This window comes from Mycobacterium interjectum, from assembly GCF_900078675.2.
Lineage (GTDB): Bacteria > Actinomycetota > Actinomycetes > Mycobacteriales > Mycobacteriaceae > Mycobacterium > Mycobacterium interjectum.
In genome coordinates this window covers 241,555-257,662 of record NZ_LT546236.1, presented here as the reverse complement: position 1 = coordinate 257,662, position 16,108 = coordinate 241,555, and the positions used below count along the sequence as shown (strand labels likewise).

Sequence of the window (16,108 nt, the reverse complement as noted above, 5' to 3'; positions counted from 1 at the left end):
CTTGGCCGATTGCCACCTAGCACTCTATACATGCGAGTGCTAGCACTCAAGGCCGCCCCGGTGCTTCTGGCGCATTGGCGTGTCCGCGCTGAGCGAACATCAGCTCACCTGCGCTTTTACCACCGGCAGGCCCGGGTCACTCGGCACGTCCAGGGGCGACGGCGGCGCCCCCGCGGCCACCAGGTGCGCGGCGAAGGCGGCGATCATGGCCCCGTTGTCGGTGCACAGCCGCGGCCGGGGGATGCGCAGCGTCAGCCCTGCGGCCGCGCAGCGCTCCGTGGCGAGCTCCCGCAATCGCGAGTTCGCGGCCACTCCCCCGGCGATCAGCAGGGTCGAGACGCCCAGGGCGGTGGCCGCGCGCACCGCCTTGCGGGTGAGCACGTCGGCGACGGCCTCCTGGAAGCCGGCGGCGATGTCGGGGGTCGCCGCGTCGGGATGGCTCTCCACGTACCGGGCGACCGCGGTCTTGAGCCCGGAGAAGCTGAACGCGTACGCGTCGTCGGCCGGGCCCGTCATGCCGCGCGGGAACGCGGGGATCTCCGCGGCCTCCCGGCCGCAGGTGCGGGCCAGCTCGTCGAGCACCTTGCCGCCCGGGTAGCCCAGCCCCAGCAGCCTGGCCACCTTGTCGTAGGCCTCGCCGGCGGCGTCGTCGACGGTGCTGCCCAGCTCGATGATCGGTTCGCCGAGGGAGCGCACGTGCAAGAGGTGGGTGTGCCCGCCGGACACCAGCAGCGCCACGCACTCGGGCAGCGGCCCGTGCTCGTAGACGTCGGCGGCCAGGTGCCCGCCCAGGTGGTTGACGGCGTAGAACGGCACGTCCCAGGCGGCCGCGTACGCCTTGGCCGCCGCGACCCCCACCAGCAGGGCGCCGGCCAGCCCGGGGCCGATGGTCGCCGCGACGACGTCGGGCCGCAACAGCCCGGCGACCGCCAGCGCGCGGCGCACGGCGGGGCCCAGCGCCTCGAGGTGCGCGCGAGAGGCGATCTCGGGGACGACGCCGCCGAAGCGGACGTGTTCGTCGACGCTGGACGCGACCTCGTCGGCGAGCAGGGTCACGCTGCCGTCGCCATTGAGGCGCGCGATGCCGACTCCCGTTTCGTCGCAGGAGGTTTCGATGGCGAGGATGACGGTCACTGCGGTTCCCGCCGCATCGTGTAGGCGTCGGCGCCGCTGACCCGGTAGTAGCGGCGGCGCAGGCCGATCTGCTCGAACCCGGTGCTGCGGTACAGCGCGATGGCCGCCTCGTTGTCGGTGCGGACCTCCAGGTAGACGGCGCCGCCGCCGGCGAAGGCGAGCAGCTCGTCGAGCAACCGGCGGCCGATGCCCCGGCCCTGATAACCCGGGTCCACCCCGATGGTGTGCACCTCGTACTCGAACGGCGGGGTGCGGCCCAGCCGCGAGATCCCGGCGTACCCGATCAGCGTCCCGGCGACGCGCGCGCCCACGTAGTGATTGTGCTTGGCGGCCAGTTCCCGGTTGAACGCGACCGCGGGCCACGGGTCGTCGCCGGGGAACAGCTGCGCCTCCAGCTCGGCGCAGCGCTCGGCGTCGGCGGGCGTCAGCGCGCCGAGCGTGACGCCCGGGGCGGTCATCGGCGGGCCTGCAGCGGCTTGGCGTCGGGCCGGCGCAGGTAGAGCGCCACCAACGGCGTCGGGTCGGCCGACCAGTCGGTTACCGCGGCGACGAGACCGGCGGGCGTCGGGTGCACGGGCCCGCACACCGGCAGGCCGAACAGCGCCGCGTGGTCGGGCGAGCCCGCCACCGCCCGCGCGGGTCCGGGATCGACGTCGGCGGGGGCATTGACCGCCGGTCCCGCCGTGCGGAACCCGTCGCGGTAGCGGGCCCAGTACACCTCGCGGCGGCGGGCGTCGGTGACCACCAGGACGTCGCCGGTGGTGCGCACCCCGATGGCGTCCAGGCTGCACACCCCGCGCACCGGGATGTCCAGCGCGTGCCCGTAGGCGGCGGCCGTCGCCATCCCGGCCCGCAGCCCGGTGAAGGGGCCCGGCCCGCAACCCACCACGACGGCGTCGAGGTCGGCCATCGTCAGCGCGGCGTCGGCGAGGGCGGCGAGCGCGTTGGGCGTCAACCGCTCGGCGTGCGCGCGGGCGTCGACGGTGACCCGCTCGGCCAGCACGGTGTGGACGCCGCGCTCCAGCCGTACCAAGCCCGCCGTGACGGCCGGGGTGGAGGTGTCCAGGGCGAGAACGAGATTCACGCGCGTCCCCACTCCCAGGTGGCGATCCGCACGTCGGAGTGGGTGACCCGCTCCAACCGGATGTCGAGGTGCCGCTCTGCGAGGCGCTCGGCCAGGCCCTCGCCCCACTCGACCACGACGACCGCGTCGTCGAGATCGGTGTCGAGGTCCAGGGAGTCGAGCTCACCCAGCAGGTCGGCGCGGCCCTGGTCCAGGAGCCGGTACATGTCGACGTGGATCATCGCCGGCGCGCCGGCGCGCCGCGGCGGATGCACCCGGGCCAGCACGTACGACGGGGACGTGACGGGGCCGTCGACGTCCATCGCCGCGGCAATCCCCTTGGCCAGCACCGTTTTTCCCGCGCCGAGCGGACCGGAAAGCACCACCACGTCGCCCGCCCGCAATCCCCGGCCCAGCCGCGAGCCCAACGCAACGGTGTCCTCGACGCGCTCGCACGTGGCCGTGCCTCCCTGCGGCGATCGCAAGCGCGGCGAGGCCGGGCGCGGGGGGTCGCCGCCAGCAAACTCACCCACGGCGCCGCAACCGTTCCTTCAGCCGCCGGTAGCGCAGGGTCATCTCGCCCGGGACGGCGCGGTGGACGAGCCGGACCAGCCCGTCGTTGATGGCTTCCGGTTTGTCCAGCAGCGCCAGGTGACTGGCCCCGGCGACGATGACCAGCTCCGACCGCGGCAGCGAGGCGGCCATCTTGCGCGAGTATTCGTCCGGGGTGAGCAGGTCATGGTCGCCGCATGCGATCAGGGTCGGAACCTTCAGCAGCGTCCACAGCCCGGCGGTCTCGTCGTGCTTTTCCAGGGCGTCCAGGAAGCCCACCATGGTGGCGATCGGGGTGGCGTTCATCATCCGCTGGGAGAACGCGTCCAGGCTCCGGCTGACCTGCAGGTCGCTGTAGGACGCGGCCCGCAGGATCGGGCCGATCAGCGACCGCGACACGGTGCGGCCCCGGTGCATCAGCTTGGGCGCGGAGCGGGCGGTGAACCGGAAGGCGTCCAGCGCCGGGTTTTTCAGGATCTCGCCCAGCGGCGACCGGGTGACCCCTTCGGCGGCCGAGGAGATGATCGCGGCGCCGACGATCCGGCGTCCGTATTGGTAGGGAAATTGGCGGGCGTGCGACAACACCGTCATGCCACCCATCGAATGGCCGACCAGCAGGACCACCCCGCGGGGCGCGGCGGCCCTCAGCACCGTTTCCAGGTCCTCGCCGAGTTGGGTGAGCGTGTAGGTCTCGGGCGCGGCTTCGCCGGACCGCCCGTGCCCACGCTGGTCGTAGAAAACCATCCGGACGGGCGGCGCCAGCCGATCGGGCAGCCGGGTCCGCTGGAAGTGGAACGCGCCCATCCGCAGGCAGAAGCCGTGGACGAAGACCATGGTCACCTGCGCGTCCACCGGGCCGGCCTCGCGGACGGCCAGCGGCACCCCGTCGGGGGTGGTCACCACGTAACCGCGGTCGCGGTCCAGCGTGCCGAAATCCTCTTCCGCATAGGGGTCTTCGCGGGCGGCGGCGCGCTGGGTCATCGACCGGCGGGCCGAGGCTCCGACGATGGTGGCGACGGCGGTCAGCCCGGCGCCCCCCGCAAGCCAGGCCTTCTCCCTCTGCCGCCTGCGGGTTTTATCCGGACCCAACGGTTTCGGCCTCGCGATAGGTTCTGGTGATCCGCCCCCGGGGGCTGGTGACCACTTCGTAGTGGATGGTGCCGAGCAAATCGGCCCAATCCTGTGCGGTGGGTTCGCCACCGGAGCCGGGCCCGAACAGGATCGCCTCGTCGCCCTCGGCCACGTCGAGCGGCCCGGGACCCAGGTCGACCATGAACTGGTCCATGCAAATCCGGCCGGCGCCGGGCCGGCGCCGGCCGTTGATCAGCACCTCGAGGCGCCCGCCCAGCGAGCGGAACACGCCGTCGGCGTAGCCGATCGGCAGCAGCGCCAGGGTGGTGTCCCGTTGCGCCGTCCAGGTATGTCCATAGGACACGCTCTCGCCGGCGCGAATCGACTTCACCAGCGCGACCGGGCATTTCACCGTCATCGCCGGGACCAGCCCCATGTCGCCCAGCCCGGGAACCGGGCTCAGGCCGTACACCGCGATGCCGGGCCGCACCAGGTCGAAGGCCAGGTCTGGCCGCGACATGGTGGCCGCCGAATTCGCCAGGTGGGCAACCTCGAACCGCACCCCCTCGGCGCGCGCCAGCGCCAGCATCTCGGAAAGCCGTTGGGCCTGAACGTCGTTGATGGGGTTGTCGGGCTGGTCGGCGTACACCATGTGCGACATCAGCCCGCGCACCCGGAGGGCGTCCTGGGCGATGGCGGCGCGCAGCCCACGCAGCATCGCCGGATACTGCGCCGGGGCGACGCCGTTGCGGTTCAATCCCGTGTCCACCTTGACGGTCACCGTGGCCGTCCGCCCGGTCCGGCGCACCGCNCGCCATTTCATCGCCAGCCCGCCCAGCATCACCGCCTCGCTGGAGCCGATGGTGGACACCCCGCAGGCGCTGGACGGATCGTCGTCGCGCAGGTCGTCGGCGTGGAACAGGTCGGCCACCATGCAGACGCAGCGCTGCTCGATGGCGGCGGTCACCGGGTATTCGTCCTTGTCGATCATGTTCTTGTCGAACGTCTCGGCCATCAGTTTGCCGGCCTCGGGATCCATCCAGGTGGTCACGAAGGTGGCCAGGTTCAGCCGGGAACTGCCGTCGAGCATCAGCTCGTCGTGGATGAAGCGGTAGGCGGCCTCGGGGTCCATCGACTCCTCGGGCAGCCGTAACGCCGGCACCGGCGTGGTGAACAGGCGACCGGTATAGGCCGGGGCGATGGAGTGCGCGGGCACGGACGGGTGTTGGGGCACTACGAATTCCTCTCTATAGGGCGGCCAGGGCGGCCCGGATGTGCGGGACGATCCGCGACGACGACGTCGGCGCCTCACCGGGGCCCGGGTCGGCGGCCGAGCACGCCGCCGCGCGCGCGTGCACGAAGGCCGCGGCCGCGGCGGCCTCGGCGGCCGGCAACCCCGACGCCAGCAGCGCGCCGATCATCCCGGACAGCACGTCGCCGGATCCGGCGGTGGCCGCCCAGGACTGCCCGGCGGGATTCAGATACACCGGGCCGCCGGGGTCGGCGATGACGGTCACGTTCCCCTTGAGCAGCACCGTCGCGCCGAACGTGTCGGCCAGCTTGCGGCACGCGCCGACGCGGTCGTCCCCCGGCGGGTTACCCGCCAGCCGCGCGAATTCACCGGCGTGCGGGGTCAGCACCGTCGGCGCGCTGCGGTTGACGACCAGCTCGGGGTGGGCCGCCAGGATGGTCAGCCCGTCGGCGTCGACGATCACCGGCAGGTCGGTGTCCAGCGCGAACCACAGCGCCGNTGCGGGCGACCCGCGTCGCGCCGTGGCCGTAGCCGTCGGCCTTGACGACGGCCATCACCTGCGCACCGCCGGCGTGCTCGCGCAGCACCCGCACGTTGTGCGCGACGGCACCCAGGTCCACGACGGCCTCGGCGAGGATGCCGGGCGTCAGGGATATCGGCGTAACGGCCACGGCCGCCATTGTCCCAGAAGTGCCCCAAACACCGCCGAGCGTCGACGTGTTGCCGCGCATTCCTGATCAGCGCAACAAGTCGCCGTTCGGCGCCAGAAATCAGTGCGCGAAGTGCTGGGCGTCGTAGTGCCCGCCCGGCTTGAGCTTGTCCAGCGAGGCCAGCGCGCTGCGGGCGTCGTCGTGCAGCGCCCGGGCCAGGTCGGCGGAGAGCCCTTCGCGCACCACGATGCGCAGCACCGAGACGTCGGTGGCGTTCTCGGGCATGGTGTAGGCGGGCACCTGCCAGCCGTAGCCCCGCAGCTCGTGGGAAACGTCGAACTCGGTGTAGCCGCGGTCCTTGGCCAGCCGGAAGCTGACTACCGGGATGGCCGAACCGTCGGAGATCAGCTGGCAGTGGTCGCCGTCGCGGAGCTGCTCGCCCAGCCAGCGCGCCGTCGACGACAGCGCCTTCATGACCTGTGTGTAGCCCTCGCGGCCCAGCCGCAGGAAGTTGTAGTACTGGCCGACCACCTGGTTGCCGGGGCGGGAGAAGTTCAGCGTGAAGGTCGGCATGTCGCCGCCCAGGTAGTTCACGTGGAACACCAGCTCCTCGGGCAGGTACTCCTTGCTGCGCCAGACGACGAACCCGACGCCCGGGTAGGTCAGCCCGTACTTATGGCCGCTGACGTTGATCGACACCACCCGCGGCAGCCGGAAATCCCACTTGAGTTCCGGGTGCAGGAAGGGCACCACGAAGCCGCCGCTGGCGGCGTCGACGTGCACGGGGACGTCCAACCCGCCGCCGGCGGCCAGCTTGTCCAGCGCCGCGCAGATCTCGGCGATGGGTTCGAGCTCACCGGTATAGGTGGTGCCGAGGATCGCCACCACCCCGATGGTGTCCTCGTCGACGGCGTCGATGACCTGCTCGGGGGTGATGACGTAGCGGCCCTCCTCCATCGGCAGGTAGCGCGGTTCGACGTCGAAGTAGCGGCAGAACTTCTCCCACACCACCTGGACGTTGGAGCCCATCACCAGGTTGGGCTTGCGGGCCTCCCAACCCTTCCCGACCTTCGCGCGCCAGCGCCATTTCATCGCCAGCCCGCCCAGCATCACCGCCTCGCTGGAGCCGATGGTGGACACCCCGCAGGCGCTGGACGGATCGTCGTCGCGCAGGTCGTCGGCGTGGAACAGGTCGGCCACCATGCAGACGCAGCGCTGCTCGATGGCGGCGGTCACCGGGTATTCGTCCTTGTCGATCATGTTCTTGTCGAACGTCTCGGCCATCAGTTTGCCGGCCTCGGGATCCATCCAGGTGGTCACGAAGGTGGCCAGGTTCAGCCGGGAACTGCCGTCGAGCATCAGCTCGTCGTGGATGAAGCGGTAGGCGGCCTCGGGGTCCATCGACTCCTCGGGCAGCCGTAACGCCGGCACCGGCGTGGTGAACAGGCGACCGGTATAGGCCGGGGCGATGGAGTGCGCGGGCACGGACGGGTGTTGGGGCACTACGAATTCCTCTCTATAGGGCGGCCAGGGCGGCCCGGATGTGCGGGACGATCCGCGACGACGACGTCGGCGCCTCACCGGGGCCCGGGTCGGCGGCCGAGCACGCCGCCGCGCGCGCGTGCACGAAGGCCGCGGCCGCGGCGGCCTCGGCGGCCGGCAACCCCGACGCCAGCAGCGCGCCGATCATCCCGGACAGCACGTCGCCGGATCCGGCGGTGGCCGCCCAGGACTGCCCGGCGGGATTCAGATACACCGGGCCGCCGGGGTCGGCGATGACGGTCACGTTCCCCTTGAGCAGCACCGTCGCGCCGAACGTGTCGGCCAGCTTGCGGCACGCGCCGACGCGGTCGTCCCCCGGCGGGTTACCCGCCAGCCGCGCGAATTCACCGGCGTGCGGGGTCAGCACCGTCGGCGCGCTGCGGTTGACGACCAGCTCGGGGTGGGCCGCCAGGATGGTCAGCCCGTCGGCGTCGACGATCACCGGCAGGTCGGTGTCCAGCGCGAACCACAGCGCCGCTGCCCCGGTCTCGTCGGTGCCCAATCCCGGCCCGACGACCCAGGACTGCACCCGCCCGGCCGCCGCCGGGGTGGGCGACGCGATCACCTCGGGCCATCGCGCCAGGACCTGCGTGTGCGCGCTGCCGGCGTAGCGGACCATGCCCGAGTGTGCGGCGACGGCGGCGCCGGTGCACAGCACGGCCGCGCCCGGATAGGTCGACGACCCGGCCATCACCCCCGTCACGCCCTGGGTGTACTTGTCGTCGTGCGGGCCGGGCACCGGCCAGCGCGCGACGACGTCGGCGGCCTCGAAACCCAGCACATCGGTTGTGGGCAGGTCGAGGCCGATGTCGATCAGTTCGACGCGCCCGCAATCGGCCAGCGCGTGCACCGGTTTGAGCCCGCCGAAGGTGACGGTCAGCGCGGCGTGGACCGCGGGGCCGGTGATGGCCCCGGTCGCCACGTCGATGCCGCTGGGGATGTCCACGGCGACGACGGGGATTCCCGCCTTGTCGACCGCGGCGAACACCTCGGCCGCCGCTGGGCGGAGNCACGCGGCGCCCCGCGACCCCGCCCGCACGGGCGGTCAACGCGGCGAGAATCTCGGTGGCCAGCCCGAACGCCGCGCGCCGCATCAGTGCGCCGTCGGGCAGGCTGGCCAACAGCGGGGCTTCGGCGTCGCGGATCGCGTCAACACAGTAGTAGTGCCGCATCACCGCAAGCATTCCATGCCCTAGGCTCGCCTGGCGAACGCCTCGGTCAGCCATTCGGTCATCGTCGCGGCCAGCGCCGCGTGGTTCTCGCGCTTGACGATCTCGTGGCCGTCGTCGGCGAACAGCAGGTAGCGCACGTGGCGACCGGCTTGCCGCAGCGCCGCGACGATCTGCTCGGATTCGCTGACCGGGACGTTGGTGTCGTGGGCGCCGTGTACGACCAGCAGCGGCGCGGTCAGGGCGTCGACCCGGCGCAGCGGCGACAGCCGCTCGAGCAGTTCGCGGTCGTACACCGGGTGGCCGTACTCCGGGTAGGCGGCATCGGCGATCCACGGCTCGGTGTTGCGGTAGAACGTGGCCAGGTCGCTCATCCCGCAGATGGTGACGCCCGCGGCGAACAACTCGGGGTGGAACGTCATGGCCGCCATCGTCAGGTAGCCGCCGTAGGACCAGCCCGCGCAGGCGATTCGGCCCGGGTCGGCAACCTTGTTGTCCACCAGAAAGCGCACGCAGTCGGCGACGTCATCGATGGCCGCGAACCGCTTCTCCTTGTTGTCGGCGTGCACGAAGGTGCGGCCCAGCCCGCCGGAGCCGCGCACGTTCGGAGTGAGCACGCTGATCCCGGCGTTGAGCACCTCCGGGAAGATTTCGCTGTAGTCGGGCCTGGCCTGGCCCTCCGGACCGCCGTGCAGATACACCAAAGCGCCTGAGCCGGAACCAGTTACCGACGACCTGTACAGCCACGACGGCAGGTTCAGCCCGTCGCGCGCGGTGATCGTCTCCTGCGTCGGCCGGGCGGAAAAGCCGCGGGCCAGCGGGCCGCGGCTGGGTTCACGGTCCACGAGTTGCCATTCCCGGGTGCGCGGGTCGACCAGCTCGACGGTGCGCGGCAGCGCCGGGCCCTGCACGGTCATCGCCACCATCGAGCCGCCGGCGCTCAGCGATAGCTCGCCCGCGACGTCGCCCGGTAATGGAATCGGCTCGGCCAGCGTGTAGTCGGTGTGATCGAGGATCTGTAACTCGCTGCAGCCCTGTACGTTCCACAGCAAGGCCACCGTGGACATGTCGGCGCTGACGGCGAACTCGTCGAGATCGCCGTCGGGGCGTTCGGCCACCACGAAGTAGCTCACGCCGTCCAGCGTGGCGATCACCTCCAGCAGCCGAGCGTGTTCGCAGCCGTTGTCGCTGATGAGCAGCGCGCGGAAGTATCCGTCGGCGCCCACGCCGGGGTTGTACAGCCTGGTCAGTTCGCCGCTCGGGCCGTAGCGCAGGCGGCGGGGATGGTGATCGTCGAGGATCACGCCGTACGCCGTCACCGACCCGGGATCGGAAGGCAGCAGGGCGATTTCGGTGTCCCCGTGCAGCATCACCATCTCGCGGTAGCCGCGCGGCCCGACCCGGATCAGCGACGCGCCGGCCCACGCGTCGACGAGCCGGGCACCGGAACGGCGGTCCAGCACGGTGCAACCGCCGTCGGCCGGATCGATCAGACACGACTGCCCCACCCCGTCCTCGCCCGTCAGGATGGCCGCGATCCGGGTGCCGTCCCACCCGATCAGCTCGGCGGTCCCGTCCTCCTCGCGGTCGGCGCGCCACGCCATCCGGTCCTCGGGATCGGTGGTGACAACCCAGATCTGCCTGCGGGTACCGCCCCCGGGGGCCACCTCGCAGGCCAGCCAGTGGCCGTCGGCGGAGTGGATGACCCGCGAGACGGGACCCTCGACCGGGAGTTCGACGTTGCGCGACGAGCTGAACTGACGGCCCCGCAGGAAGCGCTGCACCGCATGCGGATAACCGCCGTCGTCGACGAGGTGGGCGAACGCGGTGGCATCGGGCGACAGCGATGCGCCGTAGAGCGCGCGGACCCCCATCGCTACCCCTCGCGCGAACCGACCCGCCGGAAAGCGGCTCGCAGATGCGCCGGATTCAACGCCGGACGTTTGCGTTCGCGCGCCATCGGATAGAAACAGAGCCCGATCAGGATCGCGGCGAAGTGACCGATCGCGGTGAAGTTCAGCTCGTGGCGGTTCATCGTCAGCAGCGGAAAACCGAAGATGACGAACAGCACGCCCAAATAGCCCCAGCGCCACGGCCGCGCGATGTGGTAGGTCAGCACGGCCATGACGCCGACCAGGAAATAGCTGACCCCGATGTCGCGGGCGTGCACCAGCCGCTCGGACGCCTCGTGTTCCTCGATCGCGTAGTACAGGATGCCCTCGCTGATATAGGTCGCGAGGATGTGGGAGCTCAATCCGATGGTGAGCCAACGCAATTGGCCGAGCCAGTGCTCGGCCGGCGCGAGAAACAGGGTGAACAGCAGCAAGTATGGTTCGAGGTTCTTGCCGTCGAGCCACAGCAGGCTGGAGAACAGCACGTCGAGCGGATCGGTTCCCAGCGCGTGAATGTTGGTGGACCGGTGCAACAGCACCGAGTGCAGTTGGCGGCCGGGCAATTCGTTCTGGATGATCGTGGTGATCGTCAGCACCAGCAGCCAGCTGTAGGTCAACGGCGCGCCGGTGACGAAATGCCACACGGCGAGCCAGATCCGCCGCAGCCGTGTCCCCACCGATGCGTTTGCCACGGGTTCAACTTTGGCACGCCGGGCTGTGGGCCGTACAACTTCGCCCAATACCGCCGGCGTTTCCGCCGAGAGGACCGCAGCGGCGAGCGCCTACTCGACGGTGACGGACTTGGCCAGGTTGCGCGGCTTGTCGACGTCGTAGCCGCGGGCCTGCGCGACCGACGCGGCGAACACCTGCAGCGGGATGGTCGACAGCAGCGGCTGCAGAAGCGTTGAAACCGAGGGGATTTCGATGAGGTGGTCGGCGTAGGGACGCACGGTGTCGTCGCCCTCTTCGGCGATGACGATGGTCACCGCGCCGCGGGTCTGGATCTCGCGGATGTTGGACAGCAGCTTGGCGTGCAGCGTGGCCTGCCCCTTGGGCGAGGGCATGACCACGATGACGGGCAGGTCGTCTTCGATCAGCGCGATCGGGCCGTGCTTGAGCTCGCCGGCGGCGAAGCCCTCGGCGTGCATGTAGGCCAGCTCCTTGAGCTTCAGTGCGCCTTCCAGCGCCACCGGGTAGCCGACGTGGCGACCGAGGAACAGCACGGTCGAGGACTGGGCGAACCGGTGCGCCAGCGCGGTCACCGGCTCGATCATCCCCAGCACCCGGGCCACCAGGTCGGGCATCGCCTCCAGTTCGCGGTACTCGCGCTCGACCTCGTCGGGGTACTTGGTGCCGCGGGCCTGCGCCAGCGCCAGGCCGACCAGGTAGTTGGCCGCGATCTGGGCCAGGAAGGTCTTGGTCGAGGCGACGCCGATCTCCGGGCCGGCGCGCGTGTAGAGCACCGCGTCGCACTCCCGCGGGATCTGCGAGCCGTTGGTGTTGCAGATCGCCAGCACCTTGGCCTTCTGCTCCTTGGCGTGCCGGACCGCTTCCAGGGTGTCGGCGGTCTCGCCGGACTGCGAGATCGCGACGACCAGCGTGCTGCGGTCCAGGACCGGGTCGCGGTAGCGGAATTCGCTGGCCAGCTCGACCTCCACCGGCAGCCGGGTCCAGTGCTCGATCGCGTACTTGGCGAGCAGCCCGGAGTGGTAGGCGGTGCCGCAGGCCACCACGAACACCTTGTCGATCTCGCGCAGTTCCTGATCGGACAGGCGCTGTTCATCGAGGACGATCCGGCCGTCGACGAAGTGCCCGAGCAGGGTGTCGGCCACCGCGGTGGGCTGCTCGGCGATCTCCTTGAGCATGAAGTACGGGTAGCCGCCCTTTTCGGCGGCGGCCAGGTCCCAGTCGATGTGGAATTCGCGGTACTCGACGTCGACGTTGCCGTGGAAGTCGGTGATGCGGTAGCCGTCCGCGTTGATCACCACCGCCTGGTCCTGGCCGAGCTCCACGGCGTTGCGGGTGTGCTCGATGAACGCGGCCACGTCGGAGCCGACGAACATCTCGCCGTCGCCGACCCCGATCACCAGCGGCGTCGAGCGGCGGGCCGCCACGATGGTGCCCGGCTCGTCGGCGTTGGCGAACACCAGGGTGAAGTGGCCCTCGAGCCGGCGCAGCACCGCCAGCACCGAGGCCACGAAGTCACCCGCGGTCTCGCCGTGGCGGTAGGCCTGCGCCACCAGGTGCACCGCCACCTCGGTGTCGGTGTCGCTGGCGAACTCCACGCCGGCCGCCTCCAGCTCGTGGCGCAGCGCCGAGAAGTTTTCGATGATGCCGTTGTGGACGACGGCGATCTTGCCGGCGGCGTCGCGGTGCGGGTGCGCGTTGCGGTCGGTGGGTCGGCCGTGGGTGGCCCAGCGGGTGTGGCCGAGGCCGGTGGTGCCCGCCTTGGACGCCGGGGCCATCCCGGCCACCGCCTCGTCCAGGTTGGCCAGCCGGCCGGCGCGACGCCGGACGGTGAGTTTGCCCTGGCCGTCGACCAGCGCGATTCCCGATGAGTCGTAGCCGCGGTACTCCATCCGGCGCAGCGCGTCCATGACGACCTCGCAGGCCGGGCGGTGCCCGACGTAGCCGACAATCCCGCACATCCTGAACAGGGTAGTGCAGCGATCGGGCCGGACCCGCCAGCAGGCGCCCGACCTGCGAATACAGCGCGCCCGTGGCGCCAAGAATTCGTTGAGGATCCCTCCAGGCGCCGGCGGGAGGCTGTGGTCGTCGAAACCGGCAGGGAAGGACCGCAGCGATGCATTCACACCGCCTTCACAAACGATCGCCGTTTATTTCACCCGATGTATTCGTGTCGTTCCCATTGACGTCCGCTGTTCAGCAACCGTCCCATTTACACTGCGAAATGTCGGGTAACAGCTGGCAACAACCCGCGGCCAGCGGAGGGAATAACGGGGGTGACGCTCGATCTTTATCGGCGGATCAACCTGCAGAACAAGGATTTAACGCGACAGAGCCGCGCCGAAAATCCGGCCGGTAATACTTCGAGATACCTCTTCAATACCGGCCGACGCCAATAGTTCAACTATTCGTAAGCCTTAGGCAAATGACCATCTAGCAAATGTTAATAACGGAAAATCCGGGATTCGGTGAACGGCCCGTAAAGATCTTTCAGGAGGGAATCATGACCGCTGTTCTGTTCGACGAAGTGGTGACCGCCGCAGCCGCGCCGCGGTCCACCGTAGCGCCCGCGCCGAAGCGGGCCGCCCGCCCGCCGGTCGGCGGGGGTGACCCGATGGTCGACGCGGCCTCTCGTTTGCTGAGCATCCCGCTGCGCCACCTGTACGCGGCGCTGTGGCGGGTGGGGGTCATCGAGGTCACGGCCTAGCGGGGCCATGCGCTAACGTCGACGGGTGGCTCGGATCCGGAAGCTCGTCGCAGCCCTCAGCCGCCGTGGCCCGCACCGGGTTTTGCGCGGTGACCTGGCCTTCGCCGGTTTGCCGGGCGTGGTGTACACCCCCGCCGCGGGGCTCAATCTGCCGGGCGTGGCGTTCGGCCACGACTGGCTCGCCGGCGCCGCCCGCTACGCGGGCCTGCTCGAGCACCTGGCGTCGTGGGGCATCGTGGCCGGGGCGCCCGACACCCAGCGGGGGCTGGCACCCTCGGTGCTCAACTTCGCCTACGACCTCGGCACCGCCCTCGACATCGTCGCCGGGGTGCGGCTGGGGCCCGGCAACATCAGCGTGCATCCCGCCAAGCTCGGCGTGGTGGGCCACGGTTTCGGCGGCTCGGCGGCCGTGTTCGCCGCGGCCGGCATGCCCGACAAGCCCGCGGCGGCGGCGGCGCTCTTCCCGTCGGTCACCACGCCCCCGGCCGAGCAGCCCGCCGCCACGCTGAAGGTCCCCGGTTTGATCCTGACCGCGCCCGGGGATGCGAAATCGCTGAACTCCAACGCCCTGGCGCTGGACGCCGCGTGGAACACCGCGACGCTGCGCGTCGTGCACAAGGCCGAATCCGGCGGTCTGGTCGAGGGCCGCCGACTGGCCAACGTGGTCGGGCTGGCCGGCCCGCACCGTCGCACGCAGCGTTCGGTCCGGGCGCTGCTGACCGGTTACCTGCTCTACGCGCTGGGCGGGGACAAGACTTATCGCGCCTTCGCCGATCTGGACGCAAAGCTGCCACGGACCGACCCGGTAGATCCCGGGGCCGAGCCGGTCGCCCTCGAAGAAAAGGTCGTCGCGCTGCTCAAGTAAGCGCGCGCGGTGGGCGCCTCGGCTCCCGGGATCTCCCAGGCAGTGGCCATGGTCTTTGAGGATCGTCCCGNCCCCAAGGCAGTGGCCATGGTCTTTGAGGTTCGCCCCGCCGTTGGCGACGGCCAACGCCGCGGCCCCCGGCCGACCGCGGCGCGCCACCGCCGCCGTGGTATCTGTCGTGGATGCGAATCGGGATCGCTCTGGACTACTCGGGCGGATTTCACGAAGGCGTCGACCGCGTCGTCGAGCTCGAGAAGGCCGGCATCGACGTCGCGGTGGTCGCCGAGGCCTATTCCTTCGACGCCGTCAGCCAGCTCGGGTATCTGGCCGCCAAGACCAGCACCGTCGAGCTGGCGTCGGGAGTGTTTCCCATCTACATCCGCACCCCGTCGCTGCTGGCTATGACCGCCGCCGGCCTGGATTTCGTGTCCGGCGGGCGATTTCGGCTCGGCATCGGCACGTCGGGTCCCCAGGTGATGGAGGGATTCCACGGCGTCGAGTTCGACGCCCCGCTGGGCCGCACCCGCGAGATCGTGGAGATCTGCCGGCAGGTGTGGCGCCGCGAGCGGGTGCAATACGCCGGCAAGCACTACCAGATCCCGCTGCCCGCCGACCGCGGAACGGGCCTGGGCAAGGCGCTGCAGCTCATCAATCACCCTGTGCGCGAACACATTCCGATCTCCATCGCCGCGTTGGGCCCGAAGAACGTCGAGCTTACCGCCGAGATCGCCGAGGGCTGGCAGCCCGTCTTCTATCTGCCGGAGAAGGCGCATTTGGTGTGGGGCGAGGCGCTGGCCGCCGGGGCCGCCAAACGGGACCCGGCGCTGGGTCCCCTCGACGTCATGGTGCACGCGTCGCTGGCCATCGGCGACGACGTCGAAGAGCGGCTGGCCTGGGTCAAGCCGCAGCTGGCCCTCTACCTGGGCGGAATGGGAGCCAAGGGCCGCAACTTCTATCACAGCCTGGCCACCCGCTATGGATTCGGCGAGGTCGCCGACCGGATCCAGGAGCTCTACCTGTCGGGCCGCAAGGGCGAGGCCATCGCGCTGGTGCCCGACGAGCTGGTCCGCGGGATGTCGCTCGTCGGCCCCCGGGGGTACGTCGCCGAACGCCTGGCCGCCTTCGCCGAGGCCGGCGTGACCACCCTGTTGGTGAGCCCGCTGGCCGCCGACGCGCGCGAAGGCGTGCGCTTCGTCGAGGACGTGCTCGCGCTGCGGCCCGCCTGAACCCTCATCGCCCCGCCTGCGGAAGCTGGTCGGCCGCGATCTCGCACGGCGTTGATGCCTCGGTTGCCGCGGGCGGTGGCTCCCCGACAGGGGTGGGTCGTTCCGCAGCAGGGGTCGGCGGCTCGGCAACCGGGGCGGGCGGATCGGCCGGTGCGGCCGGCGCATCGACCGTCATCGCCTCCTCGGCGGGTTTGGCCGCCGCGGTGTCGGTCACCTTATCGGCGTCTTTGACCTCTTCCGGCTCGGCGGGCTTGCCCTCGGCGTCCTCGGCGTCCTCGTCGTCCTCGTCGTCCTCGGC

General features: G+C 70.7%; 13 protein-coding genes and 4 pseudogenes. 3 read left to right on the top strand and 14 right to left on the bottom strand.

The window, feature by feature from the left end:
• Positions 1 to 99 precede the first annotated feature (99 nt).
• The 13 genes and pseudogenes from tsaD to glmS all read right to left on the bottom strand — a co-directional run bounded on the left by tsaD (position 100) and on the right by glmS (position 12,973).
• On the bottom strand, positions 100 to 1,134 hold the full coding sequence (gene tsaD, locus BN4348_RS31030) for a tRNA (adenosine(37)-N6)-threonylcarbamoyltransferase complex transferase subunit TsaD (protein ID WP_066907660.1): 1,035 nt from the start codon (positions 1,132 to 1,134) through the stop codon (positions 100 to 102).
• Positions 1,131 to 1,592, bottom strand: a complete 462-nt coding sequence (gene rimI / locus BN4348_RS31025; protein ID WP_066907657.1) for a ribosomal protein S18-alanine N-acetyltransferase — start codon at positions 1,590 to 1,592, stop codon at positions 1,131 to 1,133. Before rimI ends, tsaD begins: the two co-directional genes overlap by 4 nt.
• On the bottom strand, positions 1,589 to 2,230 hold the full coding sequence (tsaB, locus tag BN4348_RS31020) for a tRNA (adenosine(37)-N6)-threonylcarbamoyltransferase complex dimerization subunit type 1 TsaB (RefSeq protein ID WP_235852612.1): 642 nt from the start codon (positions 2,228 to 2,230) through the stop codon (positions 1,589 to 1,591). Before tsaB ends, rimI begins: the two co-directional genes overlap by 4 nt.
• The gene (gene tsaE, locus BN4348_RS31015) at positions 2,215 to 2,682 is read right to left on the bottom strand and encodes a tRNA (adenosine(37)-N6)-threonylcarbamoyltransferase complex ATPase subunit type 1 TsaE (protein ID WP_066907828.1); all 468 of its coding nucleotides are present in this window, start codon (positions 2,680 to 2,682) and stop codon (positions 2,215 to 2,217) included. The genes tsaB and tsaE overlap by 16 nt, the downstream gene beginning before the upstream one ends.
• A 40-nt stretch (positions 2,683 to 2,722) precedes the next feature.
• Complete coding sequence (locus tag BN4348_RS31010) at positions 2,723 to 3,775, bottom strand: alpha/beta fold hydrolase (RefSeq protein WP_211145654.1); 1,053 nt, start codon at positions 3,773 to 3,775, stop codon at positions 2,723 to 2,725.
• A 49-nt stretch (positions 3,776 to 3,824) separates the two neighbouring features.
• Positions 3,825 to 5,054: an alanine racemase gene (alr, locus tag BN4348_RS31005; protein ID WP_167670432.1), complete on the bottom strand. Its 1,230-nt coding sequence runs from the start codon at positions 5,052 to 5,054 to the stop codon at positions 3,825 to 3,827.
• Positions 5,055 to 5,067: 13 nt separating this feature from the next.
• A pseudogene (locus BN4348_RS31000) lies at positions 5,068 to 5,574 on the bottom strand (ADP-dependent NAD(P)H-hydrate dehydratase); the annotation flags it as partial.
• Positions 5,573 to 5,743, bottom strand: a pseudogene (locus BN4348_RS30995) (alanine racemase); the annotation flags it as partial. The pseudogenes BN4348_RS30995 and BN4348_RS31000, both read right to left, overlap by 2 nt.
• 99 nt (positions 5,744 to 5,842) lie before the next feature.
• Positions 5,843 to 7,225: a glutamate decarboxylase gene (locus BN4348_RS30990; protein ID WP_066907651.1), complete on the bottom strand. Its 1,383-nt coding sequence runs from the start codon at positions 7,223 to 7,225 to the stop codon at positions 5,843 to 5,845.
• 13 nt (positions 7,226 to 7,238) lie between these two features.
• Positions 7,239 to 8,436, bottom strand: a pseudogene (locus BN4348_RS30985) (NAD(P)H-hydrate dehydratase).
• A 20-nt stretch (positions 8,437 to 8,456) separates the two neighbouring features.
• Positions 8,457 to 10,307, bottom strand: a complete 1,851-nt coding sequence (locus tag BN4348_RS30980) for a S9 family peptidase (protein WP_066907649.1) — start codon at positions 10,305 to 10,307, stop codon at positions 8,457 to 8,459.
• Positions 10,308 to 10,309: 2 nt separating this feature from the next.
• Positions 10,310 to 11,017, bottom strand: a complete 708-nt coding sequence (locus BN4348_RS30975) for a rhomboid-like protein (protein WP_372514152.1) — start codon at positions 11,015 to 11,017, stop codon at positions 10,310 to 10,312.
• A 90-nt stretch (positions 11,018 to 11,107) separates the two neighbouring features.
• The gene (gene glmS, locus BN4348_RS30970; RefSeq protein ID WP_066907647.1) at positions 11,108 to 12,973 is read right to left on the bottom strand and encodes a glutamine--fructose-6-phosphate transaminase (isomerizing); all 1,866 of its coding nucleotides are present in this window, start codon (positions 12,971 to 12,973) and stop codon (positions 11,108 to 11,110) included.
• Positions 12,974 to 13,515: 542 nt separating this feature from the next.
• Here glmS and BN4348_RS30965 point away from each other — a divergent pair.
• The 3 genes from BN4348_RS30965 to BN4348_RS30955 all read left to right on the top strand — a co-directional run bounded on the left by BN4348_RS30965 (position 13,516) and on the right by BN4348_RS30955 (position 15,810).
• Positions 13,516 to 13,719, top strand: coding sequence for an Rv1535 family protein (locus BN4348_RS30965; protein ID WP_066907644.1), 204 nt, complete (start codon positions 13,516 to 13,518; stop codon positions 13,717 to 13,719).
• 25 nt (positions 13,720 to 13,744) lie between these two features.
• Positions 13,745 to 14,584, top strand: coding sequence for a dienelactone hydrolase family protein (locus tag BN4348_RS30960; RefSeq protein WP_066907641.1), 840 nt, complete (start codon positions 13,745 to 13,747; stop codon positions 14,582 to 14,584).
• A 182-nt stretch (positions 14,585 to 14,766) separates the two neighbouring features.
• A complete protein-coding gene (locus BN4348_RS30955; RefSeq protein ID WP_066907638.1) occupies positions 14,767 to 15,810 on the top strand; it encodes an LLM class F420-dependent oxidoreductase in 1,044 nt (347 codons plus the stop codon).
• Positions 15,811 to 15,814: 4 nt separating this feature from the next.
• Here the strand turns inward: BN4348_RS30955 and BN4348_RS30950 are convergent.
• Positions 15,815 to 16,108: pseudogene (locus BN4348_RS30950) on the bottom strand (hypothetical protein); the annotation flags it as partial.

Excerpts from the sequence above, each read along its gene's own strand:
- BN4348_RS30955 (WP_066907638.1), top strand. The coding sequence starts at position 14,767 with ATGCGAATCGGGATCGCTCTGGACTACTCGGGCGGATTTCACGAAGGC.
- glmS (WP_066907647.1), bottom strand. The coding sequence starts at position 12,973 with ATGTGCGGGATTGTCGGCTACGTCGGGCACCGCCCGGCCTGCGAGGTC.
- BN4348_RS30980 (WP_066907649.1), bottom strand. The coding sequence starts at position 10,307 with ATGGGGGTCCGCGCGCTCTACGGCGCATCGCTGTCGCCCGATGCCACC.
- rimI (WP_066907657.1), bottom strand. The coding sequence starts at position 1,592 with ATGACCGCCCCGGGCGTCACGCTCGGCGCGCTGACGCCCGCCGACGCC.
- BN4348_RS30965 (WP_066907644.1), top strand. The coding sequence starts at position 13,516 with ATGACCGCTGTTCTGTTCGACGAAGTGGTGACCGCCGCAGCCGCGCCG.